Genomic DNA, 13,390 nt, shown 5'->3' on the forward strand with positions numbered 1-13,390 from the left:
GCCTAACTATTTACTCTCCACTCACCACTCGTATCGGCGGAATTAACATGCCTTCGCCTTGTTGCCTTACATAAGCCGAGACGGTATACACGCCTCTCTGCAAACCGCCCTCGCTCCCGAATGTTTGGCCATCCGTCATGGCGATCAGCTGATGATTCCTGTAGATGTTATACAAATCGGCCCCTCCGACCGGCTCCCACTGCAGGCGACTGATTGTGCCATCCGCGACTGCGCTTACACGGCGCGGCTCCGGCAATGCATCCGGCGACGCCACGAGGAATCCGAACTGCGCTACCTTGACCGTTCCGCCCTCGCGTCGGTTCGCGATACGAATTATGATTGTCCCATCCGTCTGCACGGCAGGTCGATGGAACGCTATTTTGTGATCCCCCCCTTGGCGGGGGGGTGATGTCGTACTTTTGTCCTACCGCATAAATCGTATAGGCTTCGTTATGCTGCAAGGACGCGCCATTGCCGATATTTATGTTGCAGATAAAAAGAACCGGAACAGCCCTCGGGGAGACGCAATACAATTTCCAGCTCATTGCACGCGCTCTCGCTATAAGGAAACCACCCGTCGGAAGATGCTTTTTCTGAATGCTTGATGCGATTCGATGTAAGCGCATTGTCGCGATTCATACGCTCACCCTCTATACGATAACCTTCCTGCCAGCCGCTCGGGTCACTCCTCCGGTGCCTGCGCTTTCTTCGGTATTCCTGCCTGCCGGTACAGCACGCTCCTTCCCCCATGCGCGAATAGCATCGATCTGCTCCGGGCTGGTTTGCGACAAGGGGACGACATTCGTAAAATAATTGATGAATGTCTCCTCGGTGATCGTTTCATCCCCTTTGACATATGCCTGCTTGACTACATCCCTTACCGCCGCTTCGAGGTCAGATCCGGCGAACCCGTTGGACAAACGAACCAGCTCAGCCAACAACGTTGAGGAAATGTCACGCTTTAATCCCTTTTGTACGTAAATGCGAATAATCTCTTCCCTCTCTGCAGCAGTAGGCAAGTCCACGAAGAACAGTTCATCGAATCGGCCTCGTCTTAACAGCTCGGGCGGCAGCTTGGATACGTCATTCGCGGTGGCCACAACAAAAACCCGTGCCATGCTTTCTTGCAGCCAATACAAGAATTGACCAACCAATCGGGTCGAAGTTCCTCCGTCTCCTCCACCAATCGCGCCGGCTAATCCTTTTTCGATCTCATCGATCCACAGCACACATGGAGATACGTGATCGGCGGTAGACAACGCTTCCTTGAGCCGACTTTCGCTTTGCCCCAGATATTGTCCATGAATCGTCGAAAGATCTAGTCGGTATAAAGGCAGATTCCACAATGAAGCGATAGCTTTCGCTGACAGGGATTTGCCGCAGCCCGGAACTCCGACCAACAGTATACCCCTCGGCGGTCTGATCCCTCTTTCACGCAGATCGGCCGTCAATAATTGTGCGTTCGCCTCCAGCCACAGCTTCAGCCCTTCCAATCCTCCTACCTGATAGTCTTCTCGCACCATCACTCGCTCAATACCCGAGATATCCGCGAATATCCGGTCCTTAGCATGCATGAGCTCTTTCAGATCCTCATTGGTTATGGAGCCATTTGCCAACAATGTAGCGATGACATTCTCCGCTTCAATCTGGCTGATCCCGGACAAGATGGCAGCCGCTTGCTTTTCCTCCGCCTCTCGCCACTCAATCGGCATTTCGCTTCGGTAGGGATCGATTTGGTCCTTGATGATCATAAGCATTTCGTCTTCGTTCGGGGGCGCCAACGTAATCGACATGCCTAATCGTTGCAACGGGCTCCAGATCGGATTATTGGTTATGATGATAATACTTCCGCCCGTCTCCGTAGCCAACATAACGACATCCTGTACTTGCCTTGCCATGAGGGTATCGTCTTCAATGTCCTGCATCTCGGTGAACACATACGTTTGATTCTGTTGCTGTCCGATCTTCTGGGCCGCAAAATCGATTCCCCCCATTACGGAACGATCTTCGTTAATTAAACGGTTATTTGTAATATCGCGCATGCCTTGCGAGAGTGTATGATAGCCCATTTGCAAGCCCAGCTTGCTTGCCAGTTGTCCCAAGACGGACAATGCTCTGCCTCTCTCCGATGTTCTAACCGAAATAAAGGGAATTCTCGCCTTTAAATACCGTTCCATTGTATCTTTGACATGGTTCAAATCATTCATTTCAGAACAACACCCTTCTTCTTTTCGACGATTGGCCGTTGCCGTAACCGCTGGAATCATTGGAACTTCCGATGTTCCGAGCCGGCGTGTATGATTGCGTATAGTTAGTTAAAGAGTTGCTCTTGACGAGATGCGCGAGCTTCCCGCTCCGATCCTCCCTTGCGCTTGCAACAAGGGATTGTTGGGTGTCGTCAATATACCGATTCAATACATCCGACAGCGTACTCCGCACCTTCTCAGGGAAAACCGGCAATTGACAAAATCTTTGCAGCATCGCGAATCGAGTTCGAACATTCGTGAGCGCCTTGACAATGGAAGCTTCTTGTCCTCCTGCCCGATTAAGCTCCGCGTTAAAAGATTGCGCAGCGGCCTGCAGTCTGCTTTCGATAACCGCGTAGGCTTGCTGAGTCATCTTTTCCGCTATGCCTGCCGTCCATTCGATGCCGCCTTTTTCCATCGCTGCAAGACATTCTTCATCGTTTGACTTTTGCTCTTTAAAGATCGCCATCAACTTCGACCATTCCGCATAAGTTTTGGGAGCATTCATCCGATTTTGCTGCTCCTTCGCTTAATTAATAATGCGGGCGGTTTTAAATCCCAGTCAGGAAATTGTTCGGCAAGTGCCTGATTAGCTGTTACTTTTTGAATTTCTTGCATGCCCATGTTGAACTTCTCCTCTTGGGCTGCTACACGCTCAGCCACCCCTGATATTATGGGTTTTGCTCTATTTAACATAATAGAGTGCCTCCTTTATGATGATTGAATAACTGCTCTCGCCGAATCATAGCTGGAAAATGCATATTGCTCAGGAGTTACAGTGTCAAGGAATTCCCGAATCTTGTCGGCCTTTGTATCTTCTTCTTCGTACTCTCTTCTAAAATCGACGACATCCGAAAGGACAGCACGTAAAACATCCGTGCTACTGGAAAGAAGCCCCTCGAAAGCGTCTACAATCGCGGTCTTCTTTTTGCCCACTTTATGACGGGCCGTGAAGAAATACAATATTGCGGCCGCAGCAAAAACAAACAAAAACGGCATTCCGATACCCATAACCGCAAATGCAATTCCAGCTACCAAAGATCCCCATCCCCAGATGCTCACTTTATTCTTTTTCAGCGCAGCCTCTTTCCGTTCATTCATGTGTTTTGTTAAATCATCAATCAGCTCCAACTCGTTAGAACCGTCTGTCGTGAACCCAACCCAACTGTCAACCTTGATCTCTATGGATTGAGGGATATGACTGCGATTATCCAGCGTTATATCGTCGTGGGCATGAGCTATCCATTCCTTAGATAACGCAAGAGACAACTTCTGAGTAGCCAAGGACGCATTCGATTCCCTCGGATACATGGAGAAATTGGTAAGAAGCTGCGTGAACGATACTTGGTCTTCGAGCAGTTTCTCACTGTTAAACTTGGCTTCCGCCTCAGCTTTATTTCCGTCAGCTTTTACAATCAGCGTATAAAGTCTCTCATCTCTTCGAAGCGGCAACTCTTCGTCGTCGAAATTGCCAACAAGATTATCTAGCAAAGCGTCCACGGCATAGGCAAGGTTTTTGGACGGTGTGATTTGCTTGGCGAAAATCTCAGTAAAATAGTCATAAATAATCGTATGCAGCTTGGCGCCTTCTAAAGAATGCTTCAACTGACTCCAGGTTGGACTGAACTGTTGCAAGTAAATGTATTGATTGTTATCTATGGATTCCGTCTTAGCGAGAAGCGCAGACTTCCATTGTTCTCTCTGCGTTTCTACAAAGCCAATCCTCTGCGATAGTTCCGAAATCCATCCCTCTATTTGTTTAGCGCATTGCGTTCTAGCTTCCGGACCGAATACACCGTTGGTGAATCCGTCTATCAAAACGACAATTTCCCGCTGTAATTGGTTTGGATCTTGTTGAGCAAGATAACGTTCCAGCCAATCGCGGCTTGCTTTGTAACGGGATGCTCTTCGTGAAACCAATGCAAAGAAAAGGGACGTCTTCTCGTCGTCTCTTCTAAGAGCTTCAAGCATAGCTCGCTCGGCAAGCTGTTGATTGTCGTTAATCCACGCGGATAAAGCAATGAGGCACGGAGCCAGCCAATAATTAGGAGCGGCAAGCAACTGCTCCTCTGAAGCATTTTCAATCGTTTCCTTCTTAACTAACCGAACATCTACCGCCTGAAGGATACCTACCGCTCTTCTGCGCACTTCTTCATAATGACCGAATTTATTCTCCAACTCCTGTCTGACTTTCACTAATCGGGTCTCGGCCAACTGCAGGTTCTTGGAAAGTTTGTCTTGTTGGACAAATTCGTTGAAATCCGCTCTTAATTGATCCAAATCGCTCTGTGTTTCATCCACTCTGTGACTTACGCTTGCCACCTGATCAGATACCACGGATACATTATGGGCTACGGTCGACAGAGAATTCTCGATGTGAGATAGATTGGCTTGCGAAATAATACGTTCGGACACGCTGCTCACCCCTGTATAATAGATGTATTGCCAGACTTTGATACCGCGCAGATCGAATTGGAGAATATCTCTATGTATAAATATCCGGGGTGTAGAGCCAGCGCCCTTCCTTTCTCCATTCCCGAAGGTAGCGATTGACCTACTTTGTAATGTTCAACGATTTCCAGTGCAGTGTCCAATACATGCACTTCGTAGGGGCTACCCAAATAACATTTGGAGATAATGCCGATAGGAAACTGGTGAGGCTTAAGTTCAGGGAACTCATTCGAAATTGTTTGAATAAGTTCTCGAACGGTTTCCGAATGGCATACGACTCCTCCTGCGTCCAATTTCGTCATAGCTTCGGTATAGGCCGTCGACCGCTTCTGTCTCAGTCTCTTTTCTAGCGCAAGTCCTATTAGTTCTTCGGTAGGACGAATTCGGACGGATGCGCTCAGATTCGTTTCCACACCTGCTTTTGTACCTAAAATAGGGCGTCTCAATAGAACCACCTCTTCCGCTTCCTCCCTTAAATAAATAGGGAATAATATATATAATTTACCAATATCCATGGTCTATTTAGTATAAGCCCCCTGTTGAATTATGTAAATCTAGCAACTTACAAAATCAAACAGAATACAACAATTTCACCATAAAAAAAGCAAATTCCGAGTATAGATCGACCTCGAAACTTGCTCTTTCGTTTTCCTATCTTCGCTTGGCTAATAATAATCTGCTACAGGCTATACTTCCTAGTCGAACACCCACTTCTTCGTCATCAGCAATTCACCGAAGAACACAAGCGCGAGCCATTGCCCCCAGCCCTAGATCCGTTTTATTCGACGTCTCCTTGTAACCTTGCAAGTCGTGCTCTGTTGAGTCACTTATTGCCTATCAGACATAAATGACGCTATTCTTCAATTTTTAAGGTTTTCGAAAATCTAACGGACTTACACGACCTTATTCGCATCACCATAGCGCAAATTGGCTCCATTACGACTCAATAGTGTGTCTCTAGTCCGTTAGATTTTGTTTGAAGTTATAATCGGACAAATAACGTCGCTGGTGTCTGTTAGGTTTTTCAAACTTTTGTTCATAAGTCTTGGAGTTGCATAATTCCCCAAACAACGAGAAAGGGTCTAAGGATGTTTATCCTCGCCCCTCCATCCTATTACTTTAATCCGCTCGTACTAATGCCCTCCACGATATGCTTCTGGAAAAGGAAGAACACGCCGATGACGGGCAGCAGGCTGACGATGGACATCGCGAACATCGCGCCCCAGTTCGACAACGTATCCGCGTCGAGGAACATCTTGAGCGCCATCGATACCGGGTAGAGAGACGGCTTGTTCAGATACAGCACCGGCCCGATGAGATCCTCCCATCTCCAGTAGAAGGAGAAGATCGCGGCCGTTGCCAGCGCAGGAGCGATCAGCGGAATGATGATTCGGTAGAACAGCTTGAACTTGCCGCAGCCGTCGATCGTCGCCGCTTCGTCCATCTCTCTCGGGATGGTATGGATGAACTGCACCATCAGGAAGATAAAGAAAGGCATGCCGAAATACGCCGGGATGACAATAGGATTGATGGAATTCAGCCAGCCCAGCTTGGAGAATAGAATGTATTGCGGGACAAGCACGACGTCATGCGGCAACATGAGCGTAATCATCATGATCGTGAACCAGAATGCGCTGCCCCAGAATTTCAGCCTCGCGAATCCGAAAGCTACGAACGCTGAGGAAATAACCGCGCCGATCGTAGCAAGCACGACGAGCACCAGCGAGTTCCAGATGAAGGTGCCGAACGAATAGCCGCCAATGCCTTCCCAGCCTTGCGTATAGTTGCTCCAGATCCATGGATCCGGGATAAGACTATCTGATGTAACAAAGATTTTGTCGCTCGGCTTGAACGAGCTCATGAGCAGCCAGATGACGGGATACACCATGATGATAGCTCCGCCGGCTGCGAACAGATGATAGATCGTCCACTTAAACGTTTTGGCAGGCGAGAGCTCGCGGGACCTGCCCTTCGGTCTCTTGCTCAGCCCCATGCCGCCGGGAGAAACGGATGCCGTCCGCCCTGAAGATTGATCGGCCATCGCTTACCCCTCCTTCGACTCGTAATGCACCCAGAACTTTGATGACAGGAATAGGACCGACGTGAGCACGGCGACGATGATGAGCATGACCCAAGCCATCGCGGATGCATATCCCATATCAAAGAATTGGAAACCTTGGCGGAACAGATACAGCGAGTACAGCAGCGTGCCGTCGAGCGGGCCGCCCGTGCCTTTGGAAATAATGTAAGCCGGCACGAACGTCATGAATGCCCCGATCGTCTGCATAATCGCGTTGAACAGGATGATCGGCGTCAGCATCGGAATCGTTATTTTAAAGAATCGATGGAAGGCATTCGCCCCGTCTACGCTGGCTGCTTCGTACAGCGGACGCGGAATGTTTTTCAGACCAGCCAGAAAGATCAGCATGGACGAGCCGAACTGCCAGACGGAGAGCGTGATCAGCATCCAGAGCGCAGCCAGCGGATCCGCGAACCAGCGTACGCTGTCGAGACCCAGCGAGTTCAGCAGCAGATTGATGATGCCTTGATCGCCGTAGATGTTGCGCCACATGATGGATACCGCGACGCTTCCTCCGATGATGGAGGGCAAATAATATATAGTACGGTATAACCCGATTGCCTTCGAAGCCGTGTTCAGAAGCATGGCGACCATAAGCGCGAACGCCAACCGCAGAGGCACCCCGATGAATACATAGAGGAACGTGACCTTAAGCGACTGCCAATACTTCTTGTCTTTCGTAAACATCTCCACGTAATTATCGAGCCCGATCCAGCCGGGCGTGGTAAACAAATCGTAATCCGTCATCGACAGATACAGCGACGCGATAATGGGAATCAGGGTAAAGGCTAGAAACCCGATAATGAACGGGCTTATGAATGCGTAACCGGTCAGCTGATTTTTCCATGCCGTTCTCATACTATCCAACTCCCGCTGACTTAATAAGTGTCCACTTCCCTTTGTACTGCGAACCGGACAAGAGCCGCGGCGGTCGGCTTCCAATGCCTGCCGCCGCGGAGCGTTATGCCTGTTTGACTAACTCACTATTTATTTTTGCCCAAAATAGCGTTCGCTTCTTCGCGGAATTGCTTTGCCGCGTCTTCCGGAGTCAACTGCTGGAAGTCCATCTGCTCCGTCAGCGTCATAAACAGCTGGATGATTTCCGCCGTTCCGACCGGATCCGGAGGATCCATCGGGGAGCTGTTCTCTTGCGCCCAGGAAACGTAGTCGAATACTTGAACCTGCGCCGGAGCGAGGTCCGACTTAATGGCATCGATAACCGTCGAATTGACTGGCACGCCGCGATCGCCTTTGATCAGCTTGTTCGCTTCCACATTGTTAACCCAGAAGTCGATAAACTTGGCTGCTTCTTCCTTCACCTTGGAGTTCTGAGAGATGGAGAAGTACATGCTTGGCTTCAGATACAGCCCTTTTTCTCTATCGGGACCTGGCATATGCGCCATCTCCAGCGGACGGTTTGCCACTTGCTGAATGCCGACGAATTGGTTCGTCCATTGGAAGATGCCAACCTGCTGGCCTTTTACGAGCATGTCGTCTTCTACGCCTTTGATCTGCGCCTTCACGTCCGGAGCAGGCGTGTCGCCGTCCTTCACGAGCTGAGCCAGCGGCTTAAAGAAGTCGACGAACAACTGATCGTCCTCGTAGCCGAGCGCGGTGCCTTCCGCGTTGTAGAGATGCTGGCCTTTCGTACGGAGGTAGTAGCCGAAGAATACTTCCGGGCGGAAGCCGTTGTCGAAGTACAGTCCCGCTTCCTTCGCTTTGCCAGCCAGTGCATAGTAGTCGTCCCAGTTCCAGTTGTCGTCCGGCTTGTCTACGCCAAGCTTTTTAAGCAGCTCGGGGTCATATTGGAAGTTGACCGCGTTGACGCCGATGTTGAAGCCGAACAGCTTATCGCCGATGCGTCCGCCGGATATCGCGTTCTCCGAGATGTTTGCCGTGTCGATGCCCGCGTTCAGGAACGGGGTCAGGTCGGCGAGTTGTTTTTTGGAACCATATTGCGCCAGGTAGGAAATATCCATCTGAAGAATATCGGGAAGCTCGTTAGCCGCCGCTTGCGGAGCAAGCTTCTTCCAGTAATCGTCGAAGTTGGCGTATTCAGGCTCGATCTTTACGTGAGGGTTCTGCGCTTCGTACATCTTGATGACTTCCAGCGTGTAATCGTGACGTGGCTGCCCACCCCACCATGCCATGCGGAGCGTTACGTTTTTGGGTTTATCCGTCGCCGCGCCTCCGTTGCTTGTGGATGTACTTGTCGGATCCGCCGAATTGCCGTTCCCTCCGGCGCAAGCTGCGAGCGAGAACGCGACCGTACATGCAAGAACTGCCGTTAACCATTTTCTCATGTCTGGCTCCCCTTCCGTGCTTCACTTGTTTTGTAAGTGTTTACATTGCTAATTTTATAGGCTGATGCCCTTTGAAGGAATCTAAATAACAGGTCTCTTTGTATAAAAAACAGAGGTTCCGTCAAGGCAACCTCTTGTATTCGGAGGGCGAAACGCCCGTATATTTTTTAAACACCTGGCTGAAATATTGGGGATTATCGCCGAAACCCAGCTTCTCCGCGAGCTCGAACACTTTCACGTCGCCGCCGGATCCGATCAGCGCCACAGCCCTCTCCATCCGCGCCTTCATGACATAGTTGGAGAACTTCTCTCCCGTCTCCTTGCGGAACAGCTTGCCTAAATAATCGGCGTTCATATAGAGAATCTCGCTCGCCACCCATTGCAGAGACAAGTCCGGATTGCCGATATGCGCTTCGACGATCTCGTGGATCTGCCCGATGATGGAGGAGTGCCGGCGCTTCTGATTGTCGTAGTTGCTCTGACAGATTAACCTCGCCTTCTCCTTCACGAACGTCTTTAATCCTTGCATGGTCGCGATGCCCTCCAATCGGCCAAGCTCCTTCAGATGCTCGTTCATGGACGAAGGATCCGCCTGACGAATAAGAGCTACGTAAAGCGGGATGAGATAGGACTTTACCGTCAAATCATCGAAGCGATGCTCCTCCAGCGATCTAAACACCTCATCCAGCTCCTGCATGACGGCATCCAGATGGCCGGACTTCGCATACAGGCATAGTCGGGCATCGTCGTACAAAAATCCGCTCTCTTCACCCGTTGAAGGAACCGGCGTCGCAAATGCCGCCATCAGCTGCTCCTGTTCGGGAGCAAGCCCGCTTTTGCCCTCTCCGCCCTCTCCCGTATCGCGGACCGTGATAATGCTGCCTTCGCCGAGATAAAAGCGGAAGCTCATACATCTCAGCGTCTCCAGATACATGCGTCGAGCGTCCGTAAGCGGTCCGGGATCGCTGACCGCGATCGTCGCGTCAAGCCGGTAATACCCTTTGAACGTGTTGCGTATATCGTGAAGAACAGCCAGCAGCCTCTCTTCGGCGTAGGTATTTCGGACAAGCAGCAGCGCCTGATTGCCAATAGTTGTGCTCAGCACAAGATTGGACCGCTCGATCAAGTCTTCCGCGATGTTTTTGAGCGCGAACAGCTGCTCAAATTCGAATTGTCCTTCCAACTGCAGCAGCAGAAGCCGGGCTTCGGCATTTTCCACCTCGATGCCAAACAGCTCCTTGTATCTCTCCCAGTCCCCGCGCCCATACATCTTGTTCGTGACAAGCTCCTTGAGGAACTGCTCCTTCGCGCTTGGCAGCACCTGACGGAGCTCCTGCTGCAGATTCTCCAGGAACTGCGTCTTCCGCTTCTGCTCGCCCAGCCCCGCGACCACCTCTGACAACGCTTCGCCGATTGTATTCTCATTGCACGGCTTCAGCAAATAATGTTTTACGCCATATTGCATCGCCTTTCTCGCATAATCGAATTCGCCAAAGCCGGACAACATAATAAAGGCGATCGACGGAAACAGCTCCCGCGTCTGCTCCGCCAGCTTGAGCCCGTCCATGCCCGGCATCCGGATATCGCTGATGACGATGTCGGGGGCATGCTCCTCAATAAACGCCAGCGCTTCCAGCCCGTTGCGCGCCGTTCCGGCAAGCTCCGTTCCATATTTTGCCCAATCCATGAGACCGGCAATCCCCTCCAAAATAATTCTTTCATCGTCGACAATCAGCACTTTATACATGTGGATCCCTCATTTCTACGGGCAGTACGAGCGTAATCCGCGTCCCTCCGCCTTTATTGTCTCCCACCTCGAGGCCATAGCCTTCTCCGAACAGCAGCCTGATCCGTTCATCGATATTTCGGAGGCCTATCCCTGTTCCTCGCGGCACCAATTCTCCCGAATTCAGACGGGCGAGCACGTCATGTTGGATGCCCGGGCCGTTATCCGAGATCGCAAGCCGCATAATGCCGCCGCTTTCCTCCGCCTCTACAGTAATAACGCAAGTATCGATCATCGGCTCCAGAGCGTATTGAATCGCATTTTCCACGATAGGCTGCACCGACAGCTTCGGCACCAGACAGTCATTCAGCCGAGCCGGGATATGACTGCGGAAGTCCAAACGTTCCTCGAATCGAATCGCCTGAATCGATATATAATGACCGATCGTCGCCATCTCTTCCTGAAGCGGAACAAGCGGCTCCTTGCCGCTGATGGAACTGCGAAGCAAATAACCGAGCGATTCCACCATCACGGAGATTTGCTTATGCCCCACCGCCTTTGCCGACCAGTTGATAGATTCCAGCGTGTTGTATAGGAAATGGGGGTTGATTTGCGCCTGCAGCGCTTTGAACTCCGTATCCTTGATCGCCAGCTGCTTGACGTAATTTTCATTGATCAGCTCGTTGATGCGCTCCACCATTATGCGAAAGTTGCGGTGCAGCAGCCCCGCCTCGTCCATGGCCGGTTCCCTCTCTCCCGGCAGCAGCGCGTACTCGAAGTGTCCCATCTGCACCCGCTTCATCCGGTCGCTAAGGCGCTCGATAGGGCTCGTCACGGAACGGGAAAACCACAACGCCGCCAGGAGCACGAGCAAGAACACAATGAGGTAGATGACAAACACGGACTGCTTGGCTGTCTCCGTCTTGCGGAAGATCGCGTCATAGGGCTGAATATTGAGATAAGTCCAGTCCATGTAGCTCGACGGTACGTAGGTGATGAAAAAGCGCTCGCCGTTCACTTCTCTCACCTCGTAGCCGCTTCCTTCTCCATGGGAGACGTTCAAGACGCTGACATCGATGCTGGGGTTGGTGGGGTATACGGACTGCCCGTCCCCCGCCAGAATCGCGAACATGCCGTCTCCTTGATTCACGGGACCAGCCAGATCGCGAAACAGTCTGGCCAGATCCAACCTGACCGCTAGCGTACCCAAAATATCCAGCTCGAGATTCCGTACTTGACGGATCTGCCTTCCCGCAATCAAGGCGCCATCCCCGTTCTCGGGAAAAATGTAGCTGATCCCGCCGGTATTCCGCTCCGTCTCGGCTATAACCTCTTCTATCCTCGCGGCTGACAGCATGTTCGCATTGGCGCCGTGCTTATACTCTCGCTGGTACACATCAATAAGATGAAACGACAGCACGTACTTCGCGAAGCCGCCGATCGAAAGCAGCCGCTCCTGCAGACTGATCGCCACCAGAAAGTTGTCGTAGTCCGAGCCGCCTTGCTTGATAACGTCCAGATATCTCTGTATGGAGCCGTCGGTCGCGATCGTGAACGTGAGCTTCTCCATGTCGCGAAGCTCTTTCTCCACTCCTAGCGAGGCGCTGTTCAGCGCGCTGGCCGACTGCCTGTAGATCTCGTCGTCATAGGCTTCGAACGTGAAGCGCATGACGAAATAGGTCGCGAGGCCAATGACCAGCATCATCAGCGAGATGAGCCCGACCAGCTTGTATTTGATCCGCAAGTTCGAATAAAACGCTTTCAATTGGAGCTCACCTCCCTCTGTTGTCGCGGCTCCCGAGCAGCCTATGGTTCGTCCCACTATTATAAGGAGGAAGATGTCTGCGTGCAAACGCCTATATTTTTTCAACCAGCTTACGGAAATTATCGTGATACAAATAGCACCTCTCCAAAGCTTCTCGTCGCGATCGGCTTCATGAGAGATGCTTTCTCGAACTTTTTTTTTATTGGCAGGATTGTTTAATTCACTGCACGAATACCCTTAAATATGGATAGTTTGCGATGTTCATAAATAAAACGTTATAGGAAATATCCGCAAAATACTAAAGATAGGAGTTTTCCTCTATGGATTTTCAACAAATCACTGAAAAATTGGAAGAAACCAGAACCGAGTTACTCGTAATCCTTGCAAGTTTGAATGGTAATCATATAAATAAACAAAAAGACCTTGAAAGTTGGAGTATTAGTCAGGTCTGTCAGCATCTCTATATCACAGAGGAATTGTATGTCGTAGCAATAAGGAAGGGATTAAAGAGCAAAGAAGATTCATTTATAGCAAACAAACCAGTAGAACGTCTATTAGACAGAAGTAATAAATTAGAAGCACCTGAAATTGCCAAACCATCTAATGAAGTATTGGAATACCAAGTGATTATAGAAAAACTGAACAATTCAAGACAGAAGCTACATGAACTTTTAAGTACAATAGAAGATTCTTCAGTGCTGAGTAGAAGACATTTTGTACACCCTGTTTTTAAAGAGATGTTATTAATTGAATGGCTCGAATCCCTGTACATTCATGAACAAAGACATATTCAACAAATTAAAGAAATTATAGACGAAA

Annotated in this window: 12 protein-coding genes; 1 reads left to right on the plus strand and 11 read right to left on the minus strand. The window is 50.3% G+C overall.

Translation table 11 applies throughout. The annotated features are described in order from the left end of the window. Window positions 1-10: 10 nt before the first annotated feature. The 11 genes from B1748_RS31360 to B1748_RS31415 form a co-directional block, all read right to left on the minus strand. The gene (locus B1748_RS31360) at window positions 11-358 is read right to left on the minus strand and encodes a hypothetical protein (protein WP_087571906.1); all 348 of its coding nucleotides are present in this window, start codon (window positions 356-358) and stop codon (window positions 11-13) included. A 92-nt stretch (window positions 359-450) separates the two neighbouring features. After that, complete coding sequence (locus B1748_RS31365; RefSeq protein ID WP_087571907.1) at window positions 451-639, minus strand: hypothetical protein; 189 nt, start codon at window positions 637-639, stop codon at window positions 451-453. Between the two features lie 11 nt (window positions 640-650). Then, entirely contained in the window at window positions 651-2,207 is a 1,557-nt protein-coding gene (locus B1748_RS31370; protein ID WP_087571908.1) for an AAA family ATPase, read from the minus strand. Window position 2,208: 1 nt separating this feature from the next. Next, the gene (locus tag B1748_RS31375; RefSeq protein ID WP_087571909.1) at window positions 2,209-2,754 is read right to left on the minus strand and encodes a hypothetical protein; all 546 of its coding nucleotides are present in this window, start codon (window positions 2,752-2,754) and stop codon (window positions 2,209-2,211) included. Next, entirely contained in the window at window positions 2,751-2,942 is a 192-nt protein-coding gene (locus B1748_RS31380; protein ID WP_087571910.1) for a hypothetical protein, read from the minus strand. The genes B1748_RS31375 and B1748_RS31380 overlap by 4 nt, the downstream gene beginning before the upstream one ends. A gap of 15 nt (window positions 2,943-2,957) precedes the next feature. Further along, complete coding sequence (locus B1748_RS31385) at window positions 2,958-4,661, minus strand: hypothetical protein (protein ID WP_087571911.1); 1,704 nt, start codon at window positions 4,659-4,661, stop codon at window positions 2,958-2,960. Between the two features lie 1,150 nt (window positions 4,662-5,811). Continuing rightward, on the minus strand, window positions 5,812-6,690 hold the full coding sequence (locus tag B1748_RS31395; RefSeq protein WP_087571920.1) for a carbohydrate ABC transporter permease: 879 nt from the start codon (window positions 6,688-6,690) through the stop codon (window positions 5,812-5,814). Between the two features lie 51 nt (window positions 6,691-6,741). Further along, entirely contained in the window at window positions 6,742-7,635 is an 894-nt protein-coding gene (locus B1748_RS31400; RefSeq protein ID WP_087571912.1) for a carbohydrate ABC transporter permease, read from the minus strand. Between the two features lie 125 nt (window positions 7,636-7,760). Further along, window positions 7,761-9,080, minus strand: a complete 1,320-nt coding sequence (locus B1748_RS31405; RefSeq protein ID WP_087571913.1) for an ABC transporter substrate-binding protein — start codon at window positions 9,078-9,080, stop codon at window positions 7,761-7,763. Between the two features lie 121 nt (window positions 9,081-9,201). Beyond that, entirely contained in the window at window positions 9,202-10,827 is a 1,626-nt protein-coding gene (locus B1748_RS31410; protein ID WP_087571914.1) for a response regulator transcription factor, read from the minus strand. Continuing rightward, the gene (locus B1748_RS31415; protein WP_087571915.1) at window positions 10,820-12,571 is read right to left on the minus strand and encodes a sensor histidine kinase; all 1,752 of its coding nucleotides are present in this window, start codon (window positions 12,569-12,571) and stop codon (window positions 10,820-10,822) included. Before B1748_RS31415 ends, B1748_RS31410 begins: the two co-directional genes overlap by 8 nt. A 320-nt stretch (window positions 12,572-12,891) precedes the next feature. On the opposite strand from B1748_RS31415, the gene B1748_RS31420 reads away from it, so the two are divergent. After that, a partial coding sequence (locus tag B1748_RS31420) for a DinB family protein (protein WP_087571916.1) occupies window positions 12,892-13,390 on the plus strand: 499 nt, incomplete at its 3' end.

Source organism: Paenibacillus sp. MY03 (assembly GCF_002165585.1).
In the GTDB taxonomy this organism is placed as follows: Bacteria; Bacillota; Bacilli; order Paenibacillales; family Paenibacillaceae; genus Pristimantibacillus; species Pristimantibacillus agaridevorans.

Bases quoted from the DNA above. Each gene is read 5' to 3' on its own strand.
- B1748_RS31365 (WP_087571907.1), bottom strand. From the start codon at position 639: ATGAATCGCGACAATGCGCTTACATCGAATCGCATCAAGCATTCAGAA.
- B1748_RS31370 (WP_087571908.1), bottom strand. From the start codon at position 2,207: ATGAATGATTTGAACCATGTCAAAGATACAATGGAACGGTATTTAAAG.
- B1748_RS31375 (WP_087571909.1), bottom strand. From the start codon at position 2,754: ATGAATGCTCCCAAAACTTATGCGGAATGGTCGAAGTTGATGGCGATC.
- B1748_RS31380 (WP_087571910.1), bottom strand. From the start codon at position 2,942: ATGTTAAATAGAGCAAAACCCATAATATCAGGGGTGGCTGAGCGTGTA.
- B1748_RS31395 (WP_087571920.1), bottom strand. From the start codon at position 6,690: ATGGGGCTGAGCAAGAGACCGAAGGGCAGGTCCCGCGAGCTCTCGCCT.
- B1748_RS31400 (WP_087571912.1), bottom strand. From the start codon at position 7,635: ATGAGAACGGCATGGAAAAATCAGCTGACCGGTTACGCATTCATAAGC.
- B1748_RS31405 (WP_087571913.1), bottom strand. From the start codon at position 9,080: ATGAGAAAATGGTTAACGGCAGTTCTTGCATGTACGGTCGCGTTCTCG.
- B1748_RS31410 (WP_087571914.1), bottom strand. From the start codon at position 10,827: ATGTATAAAGTGCTGATTGTCGACGATGAAAGAATTATTTTGGAGGGG.